Consider the following 21,476-nt stretch of genomic DNA (forward strand, 5'->3'; position numbering starts at 1 on the left):
CCGGGCGGCGTTCCGACGATACGGACCGCCGCCGCGTGGGCCGTCAGGCGGGTTGCTCGACGAAGCGTTGGAAATGCGCCGTCGCGATCGGGTTGGCGTTGGCGACGAGCTCGTCGAAGCGGTAGTTGGCAATCTTGGCGATCTCGATCAGCCCGGCGGCGCGCTCGACGCTCGGCGCATTCGCCATGCGCGACCAGCCTGTCGCCAGCACCCGCTCGTAGCGCTCGACCTCGCGTGCGCAGACGATGAGCGGAAAGCCGAAATGCTTGCGGTAGGCGGCCGCAAGGTCGCGCACCTTGCTGTGGTCCTCGCTGTCGAGCCCCTCGATCCCGGCGCTGACGTGGTCGAGCACATAGGCGTTGGCGGCGTCCGCCTCGCTGCCGAGATCGGCGAAGGAATTCATCAGCTCCAGCTGCTCGGCAGCCGAGCCGGTGAGCAGGGCATCGTGAAAGGCCGAGCGAAGGGCGAGGGTGTCCGCGAAGGGCTTCATGGCATAGGCGCGCTCGATCACCCAGGGGGTATTCTCGACCAGCCCGCCGAAGGTTTTGGCGAACGCCTCCTCGTCCATGGCGTTGACGTCGGCGAGCGTCACGAGTTGGCCCGGGGTGCCCGCGACCGCGACGTCATGCCCGCTGCCGATGTGGTGGAAGAGGATGTTGAGCACGATTGCGGACAGGGCGCCGAGCGTGATGCCGCTGCCGAAGATGATCTGCGCCCAGCTCGGAAAGGCCCCAGCGACGAAGGGCTGCGCCGTCACCAGCATGCCGAGCCCGACGCTGATGCTGACGATGACGATATTGCTGTGGTTGTTGAAGTCGACCTTGCTCAAGGTCTGAATGCCGACCACCGCGACGGCGGCGAACATGGCGAGCGCCGCGCCGCCGAGAACGGGCAGCGGAATCCCGGCGACGATCGCCGCCGCCTTGGGCAGTGAGCCCAGGATGATCATGATGACCGCCGCCGCCGCGACGACCCAGCGGCTCTTGACCTGCGTCAGCCGCACCAGGCCGACGTTCTCCGCGAAGCAGGTGTAGGGGAAGGAGTTGAAGACGCCGCCGATGAAGGTGGCGAGCCCGTCGGCGCGGATGGCGCGGGCGATATCGTCCTGCCGGATGCGCTTCTTGACGATCTCGCCCGTGGCATAGACGTCGCCCGTGGTTTCGACCATGGTGATGACCATGACGACGATCATCGAGATGATGGCCGTGATGCTGAAGGTCGGCATGCCGAAATAGAACGGCATCGTATAGCCGAGCCAGTTGGCGTCGGCGACCTCGGAGAACTGCGCGTCCCCGAGGATCCAAGCCACCAGCGTTCCGACGACGAGGCCGATCAGCACGGCGACGGTCGCCATGAAGCCCGAGAAGGCGCGCTGGATGGCGACGATCAGCGCCAGGGTGCCGAGGGCGTAGGCGACGTTCTTCAGCAGCACCGGGTTCTGGATCGCCGACGGGCTGCTGCCATGCACGATGTCGTTCGCAGCGACCGGCAGGAGGGCGATGCCGATGATCAGGATCACCGAGCCGGTGACGACCGGCGGGAAGAAGCGCACGAGCTTGGCGAAATGCGCGGCGATCGCGAAGGTGAACACGCCTGCGACCAGCACCGAGCCGTAGATCGCCAGAAGCCCCGGCGTTCCGCCGCCGGCCGCCAGGCCGATGGCGATCATCGGGCTGACCGCGGTGAAGGTCACGCCCTGCAGGAGCGGCAGCCTGACGCCGATGTTCCAAATGCCGACGGCCTGGATCAGCGAGGCGATACCGCACGTGAACAGATCGGCGTTGATCAGATGGATGAGCTGCTCCGGGGTGAGCTTCAGCGCCCCGGCGAGGATGATCGGCACCAGGACCGCGCCTGCATAGAAGGCGAGGACGTGCTGGAAGCCGTAGGCGGCCAGCTTGGCGGGTGGCAGAACCTCGTCGACCGGATGCGTCTTCGGCGTTCTGACGACCGGCGTCGTCCCCGTGGCCACGCTGTCCGCGAGCATTGTCATTGCGCATCCCTCAAGTCATGGACCGAACGTAGCCCCGTCGCCGGGGCGGCTATGCTGACGGCGGTTGCAGCCGCGGGGCGCCGCCGGCGTGAAACGCCTTGCGAAGGCATCCCCTCCGGCCCCTCCCGCGGCGGCTGGCCGTGGCGCTCGACGAGCTCCAGATAGAGCTGGTCGGCAGTGAAGGGCGTCTCTTGGAGGCGGACGCCCGTCGCATCCCTGATCGCGCTGCCGAGCGCCGCGGCGATAGGGTTGAAAGGGCTCTCGCTCATGGATTTGGCGCCGAGCGGACCGACGCGGTCCGTGGTGGTCGCGAAATGCACCTCGGTCGCCGGAACATCCGCGAAGGAGGGAATGTGATAGGAGCGGAAGGCCGTGTTGGCGACGCGACCGTCCGCATCGAAGGTCAGCTTCTCGTAGAGCGCGGCGCCGATCGCCTGCGCCACGCCGCCCTCGACCTGGCCGCGGCACTGCATCGGATTGATCACAGAGCCGGCGTCCGCAGCGTGGATGCTGCGCAGGATGCGGATCTCGCCGGACCGGCGGTGCACCGCGACCTCGAAGCCCTGCACGTTGAAGGCGATCGACCGCGGCGTGCCCGTGGAATGACCGAGAGCCGTCAGCGCCGTGCCGCGCGCCTTCGCCATCGCGGCCAGCTCGACGAGGCTCAGCGACCGGCCTGCGATCTCGACGTGGTCGCGCCCGAGGCGGCCTGCCTTCATGTTGCTACCGGTGCATTCGGCGGCGAAATCGAGGATGACCTCGACCAGCTCCGCGGCGGCGGCGCGCGTCGCCGCGCCCGCGACGACGGTGCCGGTCGAGCCGTAGGCGCCGGTGTCGTGAGCGACATGCTCGGTATCGGACTGCCGGATGCGGATGCGATCGACGGTCGTGCCGAGCACCGTCGCCGCGATCTGCGCGTGGACGGTCGTCGTGCCGTTGCCGAATTCGGCGGTGCCGGTCGACAGCTCGTAGGCGCCGTCGGCCGCAAGGCGGATGCGGCACTCGGCGAAATGGCCGCGCGGCGGGATGGTGTCGATCATGCCGGCCGCCATGCCGCGCCCGATCAGCCAGTCGTCGGAGAGGCCGCTCGACGAAGGCTCCGCGAGGCGCCGCTCGACGATGTCGAGACATTGATCGAGGCCGTAGCTGCCGAACTCGACGTCGTGCTCGTGATCGTCGGCGGCGATCAGCCGGTCGCCCGGGCGCACCATGTTGTGGCGGCGGAGCGCGAACGGATCGATGCCGAGCCGGCGCGCCAGCTCGTCCATCGCCGATTCGACGGCGAAATTGGTCTGGCTCAGCCCGTAGCCGCGAAAGGCACCGCTCGGCATGTGATTGGTGTAGACGGCATAGCCGTCGGCGCGCTTGTTGGGGCAGCGATAGAGGGCAATCGATTCATTGGCGGCGTGGAATAGCACGCCGCCGGCGTGATTGCCGTAGGCGCCGGTGTCCGACAGGATATGAATGGCGATGGCGGTCAGCGTTCCGTCGCGCCGCGCCCCGATCCTGACGCGAACGCGCATCGGATGGCGGCTGGTCGAGGCAGCGAACTGCTCGGTGCGCGTGAGCTCGAGCTTCACCGGCCGACCGAGCTTCAGCACGGCGAGCGCAACGATATCCTCGACGATCATCTCCTGCTTGCCGCCGAAGCCGCCCCCTACCCTCTCGGCGAAGACGCGGACTTTGTCGCGGGGCAGATCGTAGAGCGCACACAGTGCGTCGCGCGTCAGGAACGGGGTCTGCGAGCTGGTGCGGATCGTGAGCCGCCCCGCTTCGTCCATCCAGCCGATGCAGCCGTGCGTCTCGAGATGGGCATGCTGCAGCCGTTGCGAGACATAGACGCCCTCGTAGACGGCGTCCGCCTCGCCGAAGCCGGCCTCGACGTCGCCGACCTCGCCATGCAGCTCGGCGACGATGTTGCGGGCCGGATCGTGAATGCGCGACTCCGGTCCCTTGCGGTGGATCGCCGGCGCTCCCGGCGTCATCGCCGCCTCGGGATCGAACACCGCCGGCAGGGTCTCGTAGACCACGTCGATCAGCGCAACCGCCGCCTCCGCCTCCCTCTCGCTGTCGGCGACGACCGCCGCGACGCGCTGGCCGGCGAAGCGGACGTCGCGGTCGAGCACCATGGTGTCGTCGACGTCGTCCTGCGGTATTTCGTGGCGGGCGGTGGAGAAATAGCGCTGTGGCGCGTCTTCATAGGTGAACGCCGCGCGCACGCCGGGCGCTGCAAGAGCCGCCTCGACATCGATGCGGACGATGCGGGCGCTGGCGTGTGGCGAGCGCAGGATCTTCATGTGAAGGAGGCCGTCGACGGCGACGTCCATGGTGTAGCGCGCCCGGCCGGTGACGACGGCGGGGCCTGCCGGGGCCGGGACATTGACGCCGACCGCCTCGCCCGAACCGTGCTCCTCGACGTGGCAGCGGCCCTCGACCGCATCCTTGATGGCGCGGTAGCCCGTGCACCGGCAGAGGTTCCCCTTGAGGGCGTGGGGCAGCTCGCCGCGCTGCGTGTCGTCGAAGCAGGCGGAGGTCATGATCATGCCGGCGGTGCAGAACCCGCACTGGAAGCCCTGAGCGTCGAGAAAGGCCTGCTGCACGGGGCTGAGCCCGCCGTCGGTCGCCAGGCCCTCGATCGTCGTGACGGCGCGTCCCTCGGCGCGGAAGGCGGGGAAGAGGCAGCTGTGCACGGGCTTGCCGTCGACATGCACGGTGCAGGCGCCGCAATCGCCCGCGTCGCAGCCCTTCTTGACGCCGAAGCAGCCGAGGCCGCGCAGAAAGGTGCGCAGGCACTGTCCGGGGTGCGGCGAAGCCTCTTGCTGCGTGCCGTTGACGATGAGCTTCACGCCGCCTCCGTGGCGAGTTCGCGCCGGATTTGCGCGGCGAGTTCGAAGGTCATGTGCCGGCGCCAGTCGGGCCGGCCGTGGATGTCGTCATAATAGACGCTCGCGGGGATTTCGGACGCGAGCCGGTCGGCGAGAACTGCTTCGCCCGGCGTCGCGGCAAAGGCGAGGCGCACCGGCCGGCGCGTCGAGGCCGTGACCGTCAGGACGAACTCCCCCGTGCCGGAGAGGGTGCCGACCACCAGCGCGGCGGAGCGGCCGAGCTGCGTCAGCGAGATGCGCCGGAAGGCCGTGCGCCTCGTCAGCGCCTCCACCGGCAGCTCGATCGCCCGCAGCACCTCGCCCGGCCGCAGCGCCGGCGCCAGGGGGCCCTCGATGAAATCGACGATCCGCACGCGGCGCTCGCCGCCGTCCGGGGTCCAGACGAGACAGACACCTTCAAGGGCGGCGCAGAGGGATATCATCGGTCCGGCGGGCAGAGCCATGCACAGATTGCCGCCGACCGTCGCCACGTTCCAGATCTTGAAGGAGGCGAGAAACGAGCGGCAGCACTGGCCGACCAGCGGCGCCGCGGTCCAGTGGGACGGCGCCTCGAAAGCGTCGAGGGCGGCGATGGTGCAGGTCGCCGCGATGGTCAGGCCGCGGTCGTCGACCTCGAGGGGCGGCCAGTTCAGGCCGCCCAGGTCGATCAGCCGCTCGAGTCGCGGCTGCGGCTCCGAGAACAGCCAGGTTCCGCCCGCGAGCCAGGCGTCGCGTGTCGTCACAGCGCGGGCAAGCGCTCCCATCGCACGGCGGTCGCGCGGGCGCTCGACGGCCTTGATGGTGTTGAGATCCATGCCCGAGCTCCGTCAGCCGCGACCGACCACGCACTCGATCTGCCCGTGCGGCTCGTCGGTCGGCGTGAAGACCTGCTTGTCGCTCTGGCGGCCGAAGGGGCTGAGGTCGATCGGCAGGTAGTGCTTGTTCGGGCAGGCGATGGCGATGTCCGAAATCTCCGGCACCGCGGCCAGCGCCGCTTCTCCCATGAGATACAGCGTATTCTGCGCGCTCGGGCTGTAGGTCGTGGCGAAGACCCTCATCGCCGCCGCGAGAACCTCCGCATTGGCCTTTTCATAGGAGCCCGGCGTCGCGGCCCAGCGCCAGGACGCCACCATGGAGGTCGCGAACATGCGGTCGGTCGTCTCCTTGATGGTCGTGGCCTCATCCATGAGATAGCCGGCCCATCCGGACTCGGTCGTCTTCATGAAGCTGAAGCCATTTATTCCCGAAGCAACCGTCGTGCCGCCGCGCGTCGCGGCGAGATGAACGGTCGGCTTGCCGTTGCTATCGAGGAGGAAGCTGTGGTCGTGCTCCTGGCCGTCGACGAGGATGCGCACCCACTTGGTCTCGGTCGTCGTCACCTCGACGGAATCGACCTGCGCGTAATGATCGAAGAAGTAGGTCGCGAGCGCAGCCGCGAAGCGTTCGTTTTCGAGGCCGACGTTGTCGCGGGCCACGATGTTGACGATGTTCTTGATCGTATCCGTCGACACGACGGAGGAGTTGTCGCTCGAGGTGTATGCGGCCTCGAAGCCGCCGGTCAGCATCACCTTGACGTCGAGCTCGCGCGCCGCGTGCCGCGCCGTGCTGCGCTCGACGCGCATGATCCGCACGCGGCCCTTGCCATAGCTGTTCCGAATGAGAGGCATGAGAACTCCCGTGATGTCGTGAACGGCCGCGCGGCGTCGACGGATGGATAAAGTCCGCTCGACCCGGGCGCGTTGCCGGCGGCAAGCCCTTCGGATTGCATGCGGCCGTGCCAGCCCGCCGATGCAACACCGTTAACTTACACGCACTCACGCGAAACGGCGTTCCCAATTAGAGAGCACCGTGCTGCTTTATCGGTGTCAAAGGAATGCCTCAGTATTGAAGAGGCGATTGCCTAAAAATGATGCTCCTATACTTCCATCGCAGGTACCCTCTTGCACGGCGCCGGCCTGCCCGCGACCCGGGGAGAAATCGTCCCGCGGGAGAGGAAACCCCAGGGCCGCCGCGGCGGGACGCTACCTCGCGTCGACGCGCGGCCGGGCGCATTCGTGGGGATGCCTCACAGGAGCCGCAACTACACTTGCTTACTGTTTCGGCACCACCCACGAATAAATGCTGGATATTCAGGCTAACGGCGCCCTCAACGATGCGCCAGCTGATGTACGATACCGTGGGAGCAGCGATGCTGTCGTTCCTGGCAGGAGGCTCCTCGTTTCCAAACGCCAAGGTGGATGAGCCTACCATTGGCGCGGCCACGGCAGGCCCAGCATCAACATGGCGTCGGACACGCGGCTTCCGAGCCTCCGGTCCGGCCGGGCGTGATTGACTGGAAGAGGCGTTACAGTATTTCTTAGGCGTGGCGACCCCGGAGACAGGATTCGAGTGACGAAAGTCGCGCAAGCCCAATACGCTGGGGAGGCTCTCGCCGTAACAGCGTCGCCGCGCTTTTCGCAGACGGCCGCAAGACGTTCTCCATTAAGGCATTCTCCATTGTTGTCCCGCCGTCCATTGCCTCATGAGACCCGCCGATGAGCCATCTGAAGATCTATGCCGGTGATTTCACGTTTGACGCCCGCTTCGAGGACGAGCTGGCGCCCAAGACCACGGCAGCCTTTCGCAAGGCGATGCCGTTCGAGAGCCAGATGGTCCACGTGCGCTGGAGCGGCGAAGGCGTGTGGCTGCCGCTCGGCGACCTCGATTTCGGCGTCGGCTATGAAAACCACACGAGCTATCCGGCGCCGGGTCAGATCATCCTCTACCCCGGCGGAATCAGCGAGACGGAGATCCTGCTTGCCTACGGCGGCGTCCATTTCGCCAGCAAGATGGGGCAGCTCGCGGGCAACCATTTCATCACGCTGACATCGAACCTCGACCGTCTTGCCGAGCTCGGCAAGAGCGTCTTGTGGAAGGGCGCGCATAAAGTGCGCTTCGAGGCGGCCTGATGCACGACGCCGACTATCCGCGTGACCTTCGCGGTTACGGCCGCAGCCCGCCCGACCCGAAGTGGCCCGAGCGGAGCCGCATCGCCGTCCAGTTCGTCGTCAACTTCGAGGAAGGCGGCGAAAACAACATCCTGCACGGCGACCGCGCCTCGGAGGCTTTCCTCTCCGACGTGCTCGGCGCGCAGCCCTGGCCGGGGCAGCGCCATCCCAACGTCGAGTCGATGTTCGAATATGGCTCGCGCGCCGGCTTCTGGCGGCTCTGGCGCATGTTCACCGAGAGGCGGCTCACCGTCACCGTGTTCGGTGTCGCGACCGCCCTCAAGCGCAACCCGGAGATCGTCGCCGCGATGCAGGAGGCAGGCTGGGACATCGCCTGCCACGGCCTCAAGTGGATCGACCACAAGGATCTGAGCGATGCGCAGGAGCGACACGACATCGCCGAAGCGATCCGGCTGCATACGGAGGCCACCGGTAAGCGCCCGCTCGGCTGGTATTCGGGGCGGACGTCGGAGAATTCGCTGCGGCTGCTCCTGGAGGCCGGCGGCTTGCTCTACTCCAGCGATTCCTATGCCGACGACCTTCCCTACTGGGTCCGAGGTCCCGCAGGCCCGCACGTCATCATCCCCTACAGCCTCGACGCCAACGACATGCGCTTCGTCAATGCGCAAGGCTTCGGCGGCGGCGACGAATTCTTCACCTACCTCAAGGACAGCTTCGACGTGCTCTACGCGGAGGGCGAGGACTCGCCGAAAATGATGTCGGTCGGGCTTCACTGCCGCCTTGTCGGTCGGCCCGGCCGTGCCGCCTCGCTCGCGCGATTTCTCGACTATGCGGCGAGCCACGACAGGGTCTGGATACCGACGCGCCTTGAGATCGCCCGCCATTGGCACGCCCATATGGCGCATCTCGCCGACCAAGCCGTTTCCGTCGTCTGAGGCGCCACGCGATGTCCGAGATCGCCGTTCCCGAGATCGCCCTTGCCGAGCTCAACGCTGCAAGCCGCGAAGCCTTCGTCGCCGCGCTCGCCAATATCTTCGAATATTCGCCATGGGTGGCCGAGGCTGCGGCGGCCAAGCGGCCTTTCGCCTCGGTCGCGCAGCTTTTCGAAGCGATGGCGACCGCCGTCAAGGAGGCAAGCGAGGACGCGCGCCTGGCGCTGATCCGCGCTCACCCCGACCTCGGCAATAAGACACAGCGTGCCGCCGGCCTTACGCCCGAGTCGCATTCCGAGCAGAACAGCGTCGGGCTCGACCGCCTGTCGGAGGCGGAGTTCGAAGCGTTCGAACGCGTCAACGGCGCTTATGGCGCCAAGTTCGGCTTTCCGTATATCGTCTGCGTCCGACGGCACACCAAGGATTCGATCCTGCGTGATTTCGAGCAGCGTCTGCCGAACGATCCCGCGACCGAGGCGCGGGTCTCGATCGGCGAGATCTGTCGGATTGCGGCGCTGCGCGTCGACCAACTCGTCAAGGGCGACGGGCGCCTGTCCGTCAACGGCGCGCTGACCACGCATGTCCTCGACACCGCGCGCGGCCTGCCGGCGCAGGACGTGCCCATTCGCCTCGTCGAGCTCTCGAAGCTCGGCGAGCCGCGGCTGATCGCCAGCACGGCGACGAACCATGATGGACGCACCGACGCGCCGCTGATTCACGGGCGGCCGCTGCCGATGGGGCGCTACGAGCTTGTGTTCGAGGTCAGCGAATACTTCGCAAGGCATCGGATAGCGCTGTCCGATCCGCCCTTTCTCGACTCGATCCCGATTCGTTTCTCGATCGCCGAGCCCGAAGGCCATCTGCATGTGCCGCTTCTGGTGACGCCGTGGAGCTACGGCACCTATCGCGGCAGCTAGCTAGAGCGCTCGTCTGCTCGAGAGCATTTCGTCATTGGATGGGATCATCCAATGACAGAGAAATGCTCATAACCTGTTGAATCTGGAGCGCTTCTCTTGCGATTGGATGATTCCACCCAATCGCGAAGCGCTCTAGGACCGCTCGAATGACAGGCACGCTTCGCAGATCGCGCCGACGTGGCGGTGGTCGGTGCCGCAGCAGCCACCGAGGACGGTGAGCTGCGGGTGGCGCCGGCGCAGGCCGGCGTAGTGCCGGCCGAGCGCCTGCGGATCACCGATGTCGATCTCGGTTGCTGCGTCGAGTTCGGCGTGGCTCTTGGTGGACGCATTGGCGCGGATGCCCCGGACCCGCGCCATCCAGGGCTCGCCTGGGACGAGCCGATCCTCGAAATGCAGCGGGTGGGCGCAATTGATCATGTAGTAGGCCGGATAGGCGCCGGTAGCTTCGTCCGTCGCCTCGATGGCCGCGGCGACGCTCTCGCCCGACGGCAGGTGACCGTCGGTTTCGACCGTGAACGAGATGACGACGGGCATGCCGGCGGCGCGCGCGGCCAGCGCGACGCCGATCGCCTCCTCGGCGTACGTCAGAGTGACGGCGCTCACCATGTCGGCCTCGCTGTCGCGGAAGGCCTCGATCTGGGGGCATGGTAGCTTGCGGCGTCGGCCGCGGACATCGTCTTGCCGACCTTGTAGCCGTCGCCACGCGGCCCGATCGCCCCGTTCAGCACGATGGCGTCGGCACGCCCGGATGCGTGGCGTAGCGCCGCGACGAAGCCGACCGCCTCGAGATTGACCGCGCGCAACTGCTCGCCGTCATAGCCGAGCTCGGCGCCCCAGTCGGTGTTGGCGCGCCACGTGGGCGTATCGAGGATCAGGCCGACATCATGGCGTGCGGCCAGCGCAACGTAGGGCTGGTAGCAGCGCGTCAGCACCGCCCGGCCGTCCGGGCTCATGAGGAGCGGGAAAGCCGCAAAGCACGGCAGGTCGAGCTTCTCGTCGAAGACCAGCGTGGTTTCCAGACCACCGTCGGTCAGGAACGGCCTGCCGTCCAGCTGCGGCAGCGCATGGCGGAAGCGGGGCATGAGCTCTCCTCCTCGGATGGGCCTCGGTGGCCTCGATGCGCGTGGCTATCGCTAAGTCGATCGTCCCCACTCGCATGGGGAATTCGCGCGTTGCATCACATCACGTAAGGTATTTTCAAGAAATGGCGCGCCGATCCGCCCGCGGCATCGGCAACACCACTCAAAGGTCACCTATGAGACGACCATCGTATGTGCCAAATCGCACATCCCGATCGCGGTCGGACACATGACGTCGCAGCCCAACGATGACGTCGGCACCCGGCTGCTGCGGCATCCGGCTGCTGCGGGCACGAAGGGTGGCGGCGTCTCGTGGTGGCCTCGAGGCAGGTAGCGAGCGGGCCACGAAGGCGCCAGCTCAGCAACCACAGGCTGCCACTGGCCAGCGTCCACACCATTCTGCACCCCTTTGGATTGCATCATGGCCGCCCACGCTTTACATAGGAGCCGTGGAGCGTTCGATCGTGGTGCCGACGGGACTCGGTTTGCGGCTGCTGCTCGTCGTGCTGGCACTGATCGGCGCGCTGGACGGCTTTGTCTGCCTGCAGTTCCCGCAAGAGCAGGTGCTGAGCGCGATCGAGCGCAGCCCCAGCGACAGCCGCGGCTACCTGCTGCTGGCAGCGGCGCTGGCCGATGACGACGACCATCAGCATCTTGCCCTCGGCCCGAGCGGCAAGGCCGTCCCGGCGTCCGCTCCGACGATCGTCGACCGCGCGGCCATGCCGGCCGGGGGCGACGCCGTCGTGGCCGAACCGATCCATGTCGCGTGCGACGTCCCGGCTTTGGGGCCGCGAGGACCTCCTCGGTCTCTCTGATCCAAAGCCCGAGATGTTGAATTCCAGCGGCTGCCGGATGCCGGACGGCTCCGTGCGCCGGAGCACGAACATGCAACCACTATCCAAAGATCACCACCTGGTGACCGTAAACGCCCTCGCCAACATGATTCGCTTGCTCGCGGCGGAGCTCGTGGCCGGACGTCATCGCGACGACATAGACCTCCTGGAGCAGGCCATACGCACGAAGCTCGGCAACATCGATCGCACCGGCTTCACGCCGGAAGCGTTCGAGAATGGGCTGGCCCATTCCCGCGAGGTGATCGAGCAAGTGCTCGCTCACGTGCGGGCGCAGGCTGCGAAGGCCCATGCCCAGACTCAGGCCCAAACGCCGGTTACTGCGCAGGTCAGCGCGACCGTGCCGAAGCGGCGCGCCCCCAGCCGGCCGAAGGTGCCGACACAACACTAGAGCGCGTGGCGATTGGTGGAATCGCCCAATCGCAGAGAAGCGCTCCAGATTCAAAGAGTTGGAGCATTTCTCCGCAATTGGATGAGATCATCCAATGGCGAAATGCTCTGCTCCCGGAGCGACCTCGTCATGGCCGGGCTCGACCCGGCCACCCATCGACTCGAAAAGCGCCGGCCGACAGAGCCGGCTGAACGCCGTATCCTCAGCGAACGGCGGGCCGCGGGCCAAGGCCGGCCGCCACGGCGGAAGGCGGCCTAGCCTTCAGCTCTGCTTGGGCGGCGCCAAGGCTTTGGGTAGTTCCTGGCCCAGCACCTGCTGGATTTTCTGACGGAAGGGCGCCAGCAGCCACGGCAGCTCGAACGACACCACGGCCGTGGTGTCGGTCAGCACGCAGGTGCCGCTGACCTGCTGCTTCAGCGCGCCCACCAGGAAGTGCAGCGTGTGGTCGTCCCACCGGGTCTCGCAGGCGCTGAGGTGAGCGGCGAAGCGCTGCTGGAGCACGTTGACGCCCTTCTCCAGCCGGTTCTTGGCGACATCCGCCCCCAGGCTGTGCGACATCGTAAAGGTGACCGGTGCCATTCGCTCGTCCTTCGCACTCAGCGGGCGCCGACCATAGCGCGGGTGCCCGTAGCGGCCAACAATGCCTGCAGCTTGCGACTCAGCGGAGGTCGCCGACGACGGTCGGCAGCAGTTCAGCGACCGTCGGATGGATCGGCGTCGACCGTTGCAGCACGGTGTAGGGCACGTCGGCGTTCATGATCGCGAGGATGCTCTGGATCGCCTCGTCGCCGCTCGTGCCGAGGATCGAAGCGCCCAGGATCTTGCGGCTGTCGGCGTCGGCGAGGATCTTGATGAAGCCCTGCGCCTCTCCTTTTTCCACGGCCCGGCCGACCCGCGCCATGGGCCGCGTGGCCTTGAGGATGCGCCGGCCGCTGGCGCGGGCCTGCGCCTCGGTCATGCCGACGCGGCCGAGCGGCGGATCGATGTAGAGCGCGTAGCCCAGGATGCGCTCACTCAACCGCCGCGGATCGTTGTCCAGCAGGTTGGCCGCGACGATCTCGAAATCGTTGTAGGAGGTATGGGTGAAGGCGCCGCGGCCATTGCAGTCGCCCATCGCCCAGATGCCCGGGACATTGGTGCGCAGTTGATCGTCGACGACGATGTAGCCCGTCTTGTCGATGGCGACGCCCGCTACGTCGAGCCCGAGGTCGTCGGTGTTGGGCCGGCGGCCGACTGCCAGCAGCACGTGCGAGCCGATCGCCTCCGGCTCGCCCGACGCGCAGTTGACGCCGACGGCGATGTCATCGCCGCGGGGCGCGAAGCTGATGCATTCGGCATCGCAGCGCACGTGAATGCCCTCGCCCTCGAGGATCTCGCGCACGCCGGCGGAGACGTCCTCATCCTCGCGCTGGACGAGCCGCGGCCCCTTCTCGACGATCGTCACCTCCGAGCCGAAGCGCCGGAACATCTGCCCGAACTCCAGGCCGATGTAGCTGCCGCCGACGACGACCAGGTGGCGCGGCAGGATGTCGAGCTCCAGCATCGACGTGTTGGTGAGGTAGGGGACACGGTCGACACCGGGCATGTCGGGCACCACGGCCCGGCCGCCGACGTTGAGGAAGATGTTGTCAGCGCCGAGGAGCTCGTCGCCGACGCGGATCTCGTGGGGCGCCTCGAAGCGCGCATGGCCCTCGAGCACCGTGCAGCCGGCCATGCCATCCAGCCAGGCGCGCACGCTGCGGCGGGACCGGCCCGAAATATCGTCCTTGCGCGCCTTCACCTGCTTCATGTCGACGGTGACGGCACCGCCGAGGTGGACGCCGAACTCGGCCGCCCGGCGCGCCATGTGGGCGGCATAGGCGCTCGCCACCATGGTCTTGGTGGGGATGCAGCCGGTGTTGACGCAAGTGCCTCCGAACAGCTTGCGCTCCACGATGGCAACGCTCCAGCCCGCGGCCGTGAGCCGGCCGGCGAGCGGTGGGCCAGCCTGGCCGGCGCCGACGATGATGGCATCGAAGCGCTTCATAGCGCGCCCAGGGCGCGACCGGCCGCCGCGACGATGAGGACGGCGGCGACGATGGCGATCGCGTCTTCCAGCAGCGCGATCGGCAGGTCGCGGCCGCCGCTGGCGCGGACCAGGCGGCTGCGGAACTCGTAGCCGCCGAGCGTGCCGAGCACGGCACCGATGGCACCGGCGATCAGCCCACCGACCAGGCCGCCGGCGCCCGCGCCAATGGCCGCCCCCGCCAGCGCGCCGGTCACGATACGCGCGCCGAACTGCACCGGCACCTTGCGGCTCGGAGTCGACGGGAGCTGGTCGGTAATCAGCTCGATCACCGCCAGCCCGAGCAGAATGTAGGCGACGTAGGAATACCCCAGGAAGGCCAGCGGCGTGGCCGCGAGCGGCAGCCATCCGGCGTAGGCCGCCCAGCTCACGGCCGCCGGCGCCGTCATGGCGCGCAGGCCGGCGACGATGCCGATCAGGAGTGCGAGAACGTAAAGCGCCATGGCGATCTCATCGGTTGCGACTGAGGCTCGGCTGGAAGTATCGACCGTCGACTGACGCGTGTCCGTAGCCATTACCGCGCAACCATAATCTATTCGCCGCCCCGTCGCCGCCGTTTTCGCCGCTTACGAGCCGCAGGCCTGCGGCCTCGGTGCAGGGTGGCGCAGGGGTAGTTTACGGATTTGAAGTGCGTGAGCGCCGATACCTGCACGACGACAGCACCATCGAGCCCACACCGCTGGCCCATGCCCCGCCGTTCGCGCCCGCCCCTTCTCGCCGTTCTGCTGCTGTCCCTGGGCTTGACCCATTGCGCCCTGGATTCGGGCATCCGGGTGCCGCCGGAGCAGGTCATGGTGTCGACGACCGACGCCGGCGAGGCGGCGGCGCTGATCTCGCGCTATCGCGCGGCGCGGGGCCTGAGCACGGTCGTCACCGACGCCGACCTGAACCGGGCCGCCGCCGAGCAGGCGCGCAGCGTCGCCGCGCGTGGGCAATTGTCCCATGGCGATTTCAGCGGCCGCATGACCGCCTATGCCATCGCCGGCAGCGCCGCCGAAAACCTCAGCGCCGGCAGCGATACGGTGTCCGGCGCCGTCGCACGCTGGCAGCGCTCGCCCCGCCACAACGACAACCTGCTGATGGCGGAGGCCAAGCGCATCGGCCTGGCCAAGGCCAGCACGCCGGGCCAGGGCTACGGCACCTATTGGGCGCTGGTGCTGGCGCAGTAGGTGCGGGGCAATCGGTCGATGAAGGACAGCCGGGCTCAGGGGATGAGGCCGCTCGCTTGGTAGGTCGCGACGATCTCTTCGTAGACGGACACGTCACCGCGGCTGCGCGCGACGAGCTGCGCGCCCTCGATCGCCGCAAAGATCGCGCGCGCGCGACGCCGCATACCCTCAGGATCTGCGGTGGCCGCCTTCGCCAGCACCCGTGCGATCCAATTCTCGTTCATGGTGCCGAACTTCACGACTGCATTCCGCACTTCGTCCGGCAGTTCCTTGTGCTCGGCAGCCATGATGCCTGCAAGACACATGCGGTTGTCGTTGCGAAGTGTGTCGCGGAAGACATCGGTGTAGCGCGCCAAGCAGGCCTGGGGATCGAGCCCGTCGGCCAGCAAGCCATCCAGATACGTGGCGAAGTCCGACGTATAGCGATCCGCCAGCGCACCGCCCAGTTCGCCCTTGGTCGGGAAATAATGGTGGATGCTGGCGCTCTTGATGCCGACGTCCTTCGCCAGCTCGCGGAAGCTCAGACCGCTATAGCCGCGGTCCTGCACGGTAAGCCGTGCCGCCGCCATGATCCGCTCCTTCGTGTCGCCCGCGACCATCACAACGCCCTTCTACCTGACGACAGATAGGCGTTGACATCACGAAAGGAAAGACCCACCTGTTGATTGCCGAGCAACCTACCTGTCGTCAGGTAGATGCAATCTGCCCGGCAGGAGAATGATCATGACCAACGTGAAGATCGGCGACGCGAACCCGATCCACTATCAGGACGCGACGACACTCGCGGCACTCATCCGGACGAAGAAGGTGTCGGCGCGCGAGGTCGTGCAGGCGCACCTCGATCGCATCGACGCCGTGAACCCGCAGATCAACGCTATCGTCACGTTGATGGCCGAAGACGCCCTCAGGGGCGCAGACATTGCCGACAAGGCCGTCGCCAACGGCGCCATCCTCGGTCCGCTGCACGGCGTGCCCTTCTCGATCAAGGATTCTCTGGACACTGCGGGTGTCCTCACGCAGCGCGGCTCTAAACTATTCGCCGGCAACATTCCGGATAAGGACGCCACTGCGGTCGCACGATTCAAGGCGGCCGGCGGCATCCCGCTCATGAAGACCAATCTACCCGAATTCTCGTTCTGGACCGAGAGCGACAACCTCGTGACCGGCCGAACCAATAATCCTTGGAATCTCAAGCGCACGCCGGGTGGTTCCTCCGGTGGCGAATCGGCTGCGCTCGCAGCTGGCATGTCGCCCATCGGCATCGGCAGCGACGTCATGATCTCGCTACGGGGTCCTGCTGCCTTTACCGGCGTCGCCGCGCTGAAGGCCACCCACGGCCGTGTTCCCTATACCGGCCATTATCCAATCATCCTCTCGCATTGGTGGCATGTCGGCGCCATGGCCCGCACGATCGGTGATGTCGCGCTCGGCTACTCGATCCTGAAAGGTCCGGACGGGATCGATGGTTACGCCATCCATGCGCGGGACACGGAGCCAGACGGCGACAGAGTCGCTGGCCAGCCCATCCGCGTGGGCTGGGTCTCGGAGGCGGCCTTCGGCCCCGTCGATCCCGAGATCACCGCCGCCGTCGCCGCGGCTGCCGCCCAACTTGCCGACTTCGGATGCGAGGTTGAAGAGGTGACGTTACCATTCATCGGCAACGCGTTCGGGGCACTCGCCACGCTTGTCTACGCCGAAATCGTGCCGTCCATCAAAGCCCTTGCTGCAGGCCGTGAAAGCGAGCTGCACGCGGTGGGCAGCGGGGCCATTGGACTTTCGGATCCGAGCTTCGTCGATTTCGCGGCGGCCCACGCACAGGCCGAGGCGCTCCGGTCTGCCTTCGCCGGCTTCTTCCAGAAGTACGATGTCCTGCTGACGCCGGTGAACCCGATGACGGCCACGCCGCATGGCGCGCAGGAACTGGTGGTCAATGGCGTAACGGTGCCTTGGACCCATGTCATGGCCGCGACGTCTCCGTTCAACCTGGCCGGGCTGCCGGCGCTCTCGGTGCCATATGCGTTCAGTTCAGAGCAGTTGCCGATCGGCATCCAGCTCGTCGGCAAATGGCTCGACGAGGCGACGCTTCTGCGGTTGGGCGCGATGCTGGAGCGTAAGGGCGGCCTCGGCGATCGGCACCCGGCGCTATGATGGAAGGGAGGCGGCGTTCTCGACGCCCCCCTCCCAAATGACACGGCGGTTGGCGGCGCCAAGCGAATGGGGCTCATCGGCGTCGCCGTCCGAGAACAGGGACCGACATGAACGGGCCGGCCGTGAATCGAATGAACGGTATCCGGCGCCCCGCCCCCAAGCGGACCGTCGCAAACCCACCCGCCGCCGTCGCTGTCCAAGGTCGGCGCGAGGGGCTTCGCCTGCGCCCGTAAAAGTCAGATCGGCCGAAAGCCGGATATCAGCCGGCGGCCGCGACGACGGCGATTTCCACCTTGTACTCGGGCGCAGCCAGGCCCGCCGCCACCGTGGCCCGCGCCGGCGTCGCGCCGGCCACGACCCAACTCTCCCAAACCTTGTTCATGTCGCCGAAGGTGGCCATGTCGGTCAGATAGATGGTGGCCGAGAGCAGCCGGGTCTTGTCGCTGCCGGCTGCCGCCAGCAGCGCGTCGATCTGGGTCAGGATGGCCTGCGTCTGCTCGGTGACATCCTTGCCCTTGGCGACCTGGCCGGCCAGGTAGACGGTGCCGTTGTGGACGACGGCCTGGCTCATGCGCGGGCCGGTCTCGATACGCTTGATGGTCAACTCACTCTCCATGGGATCGCCGACGCCGACGGCACTCCGCCCGGCCCGGCAGCCTGCAATCAGTACCCGCCGCGCGATGAATTGGCGATGCCGCGCTTCAGTTGCCCGATCCGCTGCCGGTAGATGCTGACGAGGCAGACGACATTGGTGCCGCACGCCTCGCGGTCGTCGAGGAACTGGCGCGCGTCGTCCTGGATCGCCCCGCGCACCCCCATCAGGTGCGGCATGGTGCGATAGGCGTAGAACAGCGCCGACATTTCCGTATCGAGCTCGGAGAGCTGGCGGTTGCTGCAAATGGCGATCTCGTTCGGCGAGGCGGCATTGTTGCAGTCGAAGCTGGCCGCCAGGGCGGGCAGATCCGCCGCCAGCAACGCGCCGGCGGTTATCGCGGCGAGGACCATCGATCGGGGTGGACGCGGCATGACGGAACTCCTTGGCCGGGACGGCCGATCGTGGCGCACGGACGCGTCAGGGACACGACATCGGAAGGAGGGCATCGCCCGCAAACGGGCTCTCACTTTTGCCCAACATGTTCTAGACAGCCAAGGACAGACGACGGAAGCGGGGACGATGGCCGATCACCATTTCGACACCGGTCGCGGCGGCGTGAATGCCTGGGAATGCGACGAAAACGACCATCTCAACGTCCGCTTCTATCTGGCCCGCCTGGCCGAGGCGCAGGGCTTCGTGGTCCACGGCCTCGGCATCGATGCCGGCAGGACCCTGATGCCGCAGCGCCATCACGTGCGCTTTCGCCGCGAGCTGCGGTCCGGCGACATGGCGTCGATGCGCTCGCGCCTCGTCGAGCTGCGCGACGATGGCGCCGTCATCCACCACGCCTTGATCTGCGCCGGCGAGGTGGCTGCGAGCTTTCTCGCCGTCGACCGTCACGTCGATCAGGCGACAGGCGCCGCCGTCCCCTGGTCCACCGCCCAGCGTGAACGGCTCGAGCGCCTCGCCGGCCCCCTCCCCGAGAGTGAAGCGCCGCGCAGCATCCCCCTCGACGGCGGTCTGCCACAGATCGACCTGAGCCGCGCCGAAGCGCTCGATCTGGTCGAGATCTTTCGCGGGCGGGTCGCGCCGAGCCACTGCGACACCTCCGGCCGCATGACGATCGAGTTCGTCATGGGCCGTTTTTCGGATGGGGTCGGCAACCTGTGGGACAGCCTGGGCCTCGATCATGCGCGCATGCTCGCGCGTGGCCGCGGCAGCATCGTGCTCGAGACGCGGGTCCGTTACGGCACGCTGCCGCGCGCCGGCACCCTGCTCGTCGCCCGTAGCGCCCTCATCGGCGTCATGGGCAGGACCTTGCGCTTCGCGCACCTGCTGTTCGACTACGAGACCGGCGCCTGCGTCGCCGATGCGGAGGTCGTCGCCGCGGTGCTCGACCACGCCACGCGGCGCACCGTCGCCTTCGGCGACGAGGAACTGGCCGACCTGGATCGCCACCAGAAGCAGCTCTCTTGAGTGCGCACGCGTTGAGCAACCGAGGGTCCGCGGGAGACGCCCATGGCTGAACTGGCGAAGACGACGAGCGAGGAGCTCGAGCAGGACGAGCACGCCATCGAGGACTCCGACGGCAGCGGCCCGTTCGCCCGGCGGGTCGCGGTCACGATCGCGGTGCTGGCCGTCGTCGGCGTGATTCTGGGGAGCCTGGAGTCGGTCGAGACCGCGGCGGCGGCGCGCGCCAACAGCGAGGCGGTGCTGCACCAGGATCGGGCCACGGATGCCTGGAGCTCGTTCGAGGCCAAGAGCATCCGCGCCCTGCTGCTGAAGATCACGCCCGCGGCCGGGCAGATCTCCAGTCCGCCCGGGACGCCGGCCGATACGCCGCCGGAGCGCTTTCAGGACCGCGACGCCGGCGGCCTCGCCTCGATCGCCCGCGAGGAGGAGCGGCTCTCCCTGGAGAGCCTCGGCGAGGTCGAGCTGCGCAGCGCCCGCCACCACATCCTGACGGCCGCGGTCACGCTGGTTCAGGTCGCTATCGCCATCGCCACGATCTCGATCATCGCTCGCGGCCAGCGCTGGCCCTGGTACGCGGCGATTGCGCTCGGCGTCGCCGGCGCCCTGACCGGCAGTCTCGCCTACGTCGCGTGATCCGCGTGGGCTACGTGGCCGATCTCCTTGTCGATCAGATAAAGTGAATTCGGCCCGTCGCCGATGAGCGCGATCTTGTCGAGCAGGCTCTTGCAGAGGCTGTCCTCCTCGTGCTGCTCGGCCACGAACCATTGCAGGAACTGGAAGGTGCCGTGGTGCTTCTCGCGGACCGCGAGGTCAACGACGGCGCCGATGGCCTGGGTGACGGCCCGCTCGCGGTCGCGGATCTCGGTGAACAGCCCGACCACGTCGTTGGCCTTGATCACCGGCGCGGGCAGCGTCTCGAGCCGGATTGGCAGGCCCAGGTCGACCATGTAGGCAAAGATCCTGTGCATGTGCGCAAGCTCCTCGCCGGCGTGCTTGAGCAGGAAGCGCTTGCAGCCGTCGAGATTGCGGTCGGCGGCCCAGGCGGCCGCCTGGAGATAGGCGTGGTGGGCTTCGAGCTCGCCGTTCAGCAGGCCGCCCAGGGCCTGGGCAAGGCTGTCGCTAACCATTGTGTGCTCCCTTGATCTTCGAAAAGCTCGGCCGCCGACGCCATGAACTGGCCGTGGCCTAACGGTTGGCCGGCGCGGACTTGGTCGCGTCCGACGAGCCCCGCGGCGGGACCGCGGAGGCGGCCGCCCAGCGCGACAGAAGAAAGACGGCGGCGAGCGTGACGAGATAGGCGGCAAGCTGCAGCCCGCTCGGCTGGTCGGTGTAGCCGATCAGCGTCTTGAGGATGCGGCCTGCGATGCTGTTCTCCGGCAGGACGGCGGAGGTGTTCCAGAGCGGGTCGGCCAGCACGTTGAGATAGCCGGCCGATTGCAGGATGCCGACGGCTTGGGACGCAAGGCCGGCCGCCAGCAGCGCGATCATCACCGTCGTCACCTGGAACAGGCTCTTGACCGGGATCGCCGCGAGGCCGCGGTACAGGGCATAGGCGACGAGGCCGCCAGCCACAATGCCCAGGAGCCCACCCAGAGCCACGGAGGCCGCCGTGCCGCCGCCGCCCACGAGGATGCCGTAGAGGAACAGCACCACTTCGAAGCCCTCGCGCAGCACCGTGGCACCGACCACGATCGCCAGGGCGGTCAGCGGCTTGCGTCCCGCCTTGACGTCGAGGCCGACCGCCTTGAGATGCGCCGTGAGCTCGCGCGCGTGCGCCGCCATCCAGCTCACCGTCCACGCCAGCATGGCCACCGCCACCAGCAGGATGCCGGCGTTCAGCAGCTCCTGGCCGGTGCCGTCGAACAGGTTCGACACGATATCGGCGAACCCGGCGATGATGCCCGCCCCGACGATGCCGCCGATGATGCCGAGGGCGACGTAGAGGCGGCTGCCGGCAAGGCCGCTCGTGGCCGCCAGCACGATGCCGATGACCAGGCCCGCTTCGAGGACCTCACGGAAGACGATGATGAATGCGCCGAACATGGCGGCCT

21 protein-coding genes and 1 pseudogene are annotated in these 21,476 nt (G+C 67.5%); 9 read left to right on the plus strand and 13 right to left on the minus strand.

From position 1 onward, the window contains the following. Positions 1 to 43: 43 nt before the first annotated feature. From ACZ5PO_RS00820 to pucL, 4 genes are read right to left on the minus strand one after another with little or no spacing between them, the layout of a single operon-like run. A complete protein-coding gene (locus ACZ5PO_RS00820; protein WP_464189280.1) occupies positions 44 to 1,993 on the minus strand; it encodes a solute carrier family 23 protein in 1,950 nt (649 codons plus the stop codon). Continuing rightward, positions 1,990 to 4,839, minus strand: a complete 2,850-nt coding sequence (locus ACZ5PO_RS00825; RefSeq protein ID WP_464189282.1) for a molybdopterin-dependent oxidoreductase — start codon at positions 4,837 to 4,839, stop codon at positions 1,990 to 1,992. Before ACZ5PO_RS00825 ends, ACZ5PO_RS00820 begins: the two co-directional genes overlap by 4 nt. Continuing rightward, the gene (locus ACZ5PO_RS00830) at positions 4,836 to 5,672 is read right to left on the minus strand and encodes an FAD binding domain-containing protein (RefSeq protein ID WP_464189284.1); all 837 of its coding nucleotides are present in this window, start codon (positions 5,670 to 5,672) and stop codon (positions 4,836 to 4,838) included. Before ACZ5PO_RS00830 ends, ACZ5PO_RS00825 begins: the two co-directional genes overlap by 4 nt. Before the next feature lie 12 nt (positions 5,673 to 5,684). Continuing rightward, positions 5,685 to 6,524, minus strand: a complete 840-nt coding sequence (gene pucL / locus ACZ5PO_RS00835) for a factor-independent urate hydroxylase (protein ID WP_464189287.1) — start codon at positions 6,522 to 6,524, stop codon at positions 5,685 to 5,687. An 867-nt stretch (positions 6,525 to 7,391) separates the two neighbouring features. On the opposite strand from pucL, the gene ACZ5PO_RS00840 reads away from it, so the two are divergent. The 3 genes from ACZ5PO_RS00840 to uraD are packed head-to-tail and all read left to right on the plus strand — an operon-like array spanning position 7,392 to position 9,654. After that, the gene (locus ACZ5PO_RS00840; protein WP_464189289.1) at positions 7,392 to 7,805 is read left to right on the plus strand and encodes a DUF3830 family protein; all 414 of its coding nucleotides are present in this window, start codon (positions 7,392 to 7,394) and stop codon (positions 7,803 to 7,805) included. Continuing rightward, positions 7,805 to 8,740, plus strand: coding sequence for an allantoinase PuuE (puuE, locus tag ACZ5PO_RS00845; RefSeq protein ID WP_464189291.1), 936 nt, complete (start codon positions 7,805 to 7,807; stop codon positions 8,738 to 8,740). Before ACZ5PO_RS00840 ends, puuE begins: the two co-directional genes overlap by 1 nt. Before the next feature lie 11 nt (positions 8,741 to 8,751). Continuing rightward, positions 8,752 to 9,654, plus strand: a complete 903-nt coding sequence (gene uraD / locus ACZ5PO_RS00850) for a 2-oxo-4-hydroxy-4-carboxy-5-ureidoimidazoline decarboxylase (protein WP_464189293.1) — start codon at positions 8,752 to 8,754, stop codon at positions 9,652 to 9,654. A 132-nt stretch (positions 9,655 to 9,786) separates the two neighbouring features. Here uraD and ACZ5PO_RS00855 read toward each other — a convergent pair. Continuing rightward, a pseudogene (locus ACZ5PO_RS00855) lies at positions 9,787 to 10,736 on the minus strand (homocysteine S-methyltransferase family protein). A gap of 446 nt (positions 10,737 to 11,182) precedes the next feature. Here ACZ5PO_RS00855 and ACZ5PO_RS00860 point away from each other — a divergent pair. Then, positions 11,183 to 11,548 (plus strand): hypothetical protein, encoded by a 366-nt coding sequence (locus ACZ5PO_RS00860; protein ID WP_464189295.1) that lies wholly within the window; start codon positions 11,183 to 11,185, stop codon positions 11,546 to 11,548. A gap of 70 nt (positions 11,549 to 11,618) precedes the next feature. Next, positions 11,619 to 11,975, plus strand: a complete 357-nt coding sequence (locus tag ACZ5PO_RS00865) for a hypothetical protein (protein ID WP_464189297.1) — start codon at positions 11,619 to 11,621, stop codon at positions 11,973 to 11,975. A 261-nt stretch (positions 11,976 to 12,236) separates the two neighbouring features. Here the strand turns inward: ACZ5PO_RS00865 and ACZ5PO_RS00870 are convergent, their stop codons facing one another. The 3 genes from ACZ5PO_RS00870 to ACZ5PO_RS00880 form a co-directional block, all read right to left on the minus strand. Beyond that, complete coding sequence (locus ACZ5PO_RS00870) at positions 12,237 to 12,554, minus strand: polyhydroxyalkanoic acid system family protein (protein ID WP_464189299.1); 318 nt, start codon at positions 12,552 to 12,554, stop codon at positions 12,237 to 12,239. Between the two features lie 79 nt (positions 12,555 to 12,633). Continuing rightward, positions 12,634 to 14,001, minus strand: coding sequence for an FAD-containing oxidoreductase (locus ACZ5PO_RS00875; protein ID WP_464189301.1), 1,368 nt, complete (start codon positions 13,999 to 14,001; stop codon positions 12,634 to 12,636). Then, the gene (locus ACZ5PO_RS00880; RefSeq protein WP_464189303.1) at positions 13,998 to 14,483 is read right to left on the minus strand and encodes a DUF4126 domain-containing protein; all 486 of its coding nucleotides are present in this window, start codon (positions 14,481 to 14,483) and stop codon (positions 13,998 to 14,000) included. The genes ACZ5PO_RS00875 and ACZ5PO_RS00880 overlap by 4 nt, the downstream gene beginning before the upstream one ends. Before the next feature lie 189 nt (positions 14,484 to 14,672). On the opposite strand from ACZ5PO_RS00880, the gene ACZ5PO_RS00885 reads away from it, so the two are divergent. After that, positions 14,673 to 15,209, plus strand: coding sequence for a CAP domain-containing protein (locus ACZ5PO_RS00885; protein WP_464189305.1), 537 nt, complete (start codon positions 14,673 to 14,675; stop codon positions 15,207 to 15,209). A 35-nt stretch (positions 15,210 to 15,244) separates the two neighbouring features. On the opposite strand, the gene ACZ5PO_RS00890 is transcribed toward ACZ5PO_RS00885, so the two are convergent. Next, positions 15,245 to 15,808, minus strand: a complete 564-nt coding sequence (locus ACZ5PO_RS00890) for a TetR/AcrR family transcriptional regulator (RefSeq protein ID WP_464189307.1) — start codon at positions 15,806 to 15,808, stop codon at positions 15,245 to 15,247. Between the two features lie 124 nt (positions 15,809 to 15,932). On the opposite strand from ACZ5PO_RS00890, the gene ACZ5PO_RS00895 reads away from it, so the two are divergent. After that, the gene (locus tag ACZ5PO_RS00895; RefSeq protein ID WP_464189309.1) at positions 15,933 to 17,357 is read left to right on the plus strand and encodes an amidase; all 1,425 of its coding nucleotides are present in this window, start codon (positions 15,933 to 15,935) and stop codon (positions 17,355 to 17,357) included. A gap of 259 nt (positions 17,358 to 17,616) precedes the next feature. Here ACZ5PO_RS00895 and ACZ5PO_RS00900 read toward each other — a convergent pair whose 3' ends face one another. Both ACZ5PO_RS00900 and ACZ5PO_RS00905 read right to left on the minus strand, forming a co-directional pair. Further along, a complete protein-coding gene (locus ACZ5PO_RS00900; RefSeq protein WP_464189311.1) occupies positions 17,617 to 17,961 on the minus strand; it encodes a RidA family protein in 345 nt (114 codons plus the stop codon). Between the two features lie 59 nt (positions 17,962 to 18,020). Then, the gene (locus ACZ5PO_RS00905) at positions 18,021 to 18,383 is read right to left on the minus strand and encodes a lysozyme inhibitor LprI family protein (RefSeq protein ID WP_464189313.1); all 363 of its coding nucleotides are present in this window, start codon (positions 18,381 to 18,383) and stop codon (positions 18,021 to 18,023) included. A gap of 148 nt (positions 18,384 to 18,531) precedes the next feature. On the opposite strand from ACZ5PO_RS00905, the gene ACZ5PO_RS00910 reads away from it, so the two are divergent. Both ACZ5PO_RS00910 and ACZ5PO_RS00915 read left to right on the plus strand, forming a co-directional pair. Further along, positions 18,532 to 19,428 (plus strand): acyl-ACP thioesterase, encoded by an 897-nt coding sequence (locus ACZ5PO_RS00910; RefSeq protein WP_464189315.1) that lies wholly within the window; start codon positions 18,532 to 18,534, stop codon positions 19,426 to 19,428. 42 nt (positions 19,429 to 19,470) lie between these two features. Further along, positions 19,471 to 20,058, plus strand: a complete 588-nt coding sequence (locus tag ACZ5PO_RS00915; protein WP_464189317.1) for a DUF4337 family protein — start codon at positions 19,471 to 19,473, stop codon at positions 20,056 to 20,058. Here the strand turns inward: ACZ5PO_RS00915 and ACZ5PO_RS00920 are convergent. Further along, on the minus strand, positions 20,046 to 20,552 hold the full coding sequence (locus ACZ5PO_RS00920) for a ferritin (RefSeq protein ID WP_464189319.1): 507 nt from the start codon (positions 20,550 to 20,552) through the stop codon (positions 20,046 to 20,048). The two genes, ACZ5PO_RS00915 and ACZ5PO_RS00920, sit on opposite strands and share 13 nt — an antisense overlap. A 58-nt stretch (positions 20,553 to 20,610) precedes the next feature. Further along, positions 20,611 to 21,468, minus strand: a complete 858-nt coding sequence (locus ACZ5PO_RS00925) for an FTR1 family iron permease (RefSeq protein WP_464189321.1) — start codon at positions 21,466 to 21,468, stop codon at positions 20,611 to 20,613. Positions 21,469 to 21,476: the final 8 nt, after the last annotated feature.

The sequence above is a fragment of the Chelatococcus sp. KU-N122 genome (genome assembly GCF_055391085.1).

Excerpts from the sequence above, each read along its gene's own strand:
- ACZ5PO_RS00820 (WP_464189280.1), bottom strand. The coding sequence starts at position 1,993 with ATGACAATGCTCGCGGACAGCGTGGCCACGGGGACGACGCCGGTCGTC.
- ACZ5PO_RS00830 (WP_464189284.1), bottom strand. The coding sequence starts at position 5,672 with ATGGATCTCAACACCATCAAGGCCGTCGAGCGCCCGCGCGACCGCCGT.
- pucL (WP_464189287.1), bottom strand. The coding sequence starts at position 6,524 with ATGCCTCTCATTCGGAACAGCTATGGCAAGGGCCGCGTGCGGATCATG.
- ACZ5PO_RS00840 (WP_464189289.1), top strand. The coding sequence starts at position 7,392 with ATGAGCCATCTGAAGATCTATGCCGGTGATTTCACGTTTGACGCCCGC.
- puuE (WP_464189291.1), top strand. The coding sequence starts at position 7,805 with ATGCACGACGCCGACTATCCGCGTGACCTTCGCGGTTACGGCCGCAGC.
- uraD (WP_464189293.1), top strand. The coding sequence starts at position 8,752 with ATGTCCGAGATCGCCGTTCCCGAGATCGCCCTTGCCGAGCTCAACGCT.
- ACZ5PO_RS00865 (WP_464189297.1), top strand. The coding sequence starts at position 11,619 with ATGCAACCACTATCCAAAGATCACCACCTGGTGACCGTAAACGCCCTC.
- ACZ5PO_RS00870 (WP_464189299.1), bottom strand. The coding sequence starts at position 12,554 with ATGGCACCGGTCACCTTTACGATGTCGCACAGCCTGGGGGCGGATGTC.
- ACZ5PO_RS00875 (WP_464189301.1), bottom strand. The coding sequence starts at position 14,001 with ATGAAGCGCTTCGATGCCATCATCGTCGGCGCCGGCCAGGCTGGCCCA.
- ACZ5PO_RS00880 (WP_464189303.1), bottom strand. The coding sequence starts at position 14,483 with ATGGCGCTTTACGTTCTCGCACTCCTGATCGGCATCGTCGCCGGCCTG.
- ACZ5PO_RS00890 (WP_464189307.1), bottom strand. The coding sequence starts at position 15,808 with ATGGTCGCGGGCGACACGAAGGAGCGGATCATGGCGGCGGCACGGCTT.
- ACZ5PO_RS00895 (WP_464189309.1), top strand. The coding sequence starts at position 15,933 with ATGACCAACGTGAAGATCGGCGACGCGAACCCGATCCACTATCAGGAC.
- ACZ5PO_RS00905 (WP_464189313.1), bottom strand. The coding sequence starts at position 18,383 with ATGCCGCGTCCACCCCGATCGATGGTCCTCGCCGCGATAACCGCCGGC.
- ACZ5PO_RS00910 (WP_464189315.1), top strand. The coding sequence starts at position 18,532 with ATGGCCGATCACCATTTCGACACCGGTCGCGGCGGCGTGAATGCCTGG.
- ACZ5PO_RS00915 (WP_464189317.1), top strand. The coding sequence starts at position 19,471 with ATGGCTGAACTGGCGAAGACGACGAGCGAGGAGCTCGAGCAGGACGAG.
- ACZ5PO_RS00920 (WP_464189319.1), bottom strand. The coding sequence starts at position 20,552 with ATGGTTAGCGACAGCCTTGCCCAGGCCCTGGGCGGCCTGCTGAACGGC.
- ACZ5PO_RS00925 (WP_464189321.1), bottom strand. The coding sequence starts at position 21,468 with ATGTTCGGCGCATTCATCATCGTCTTCCGTGAGGTCCTCGAAGCGGGC.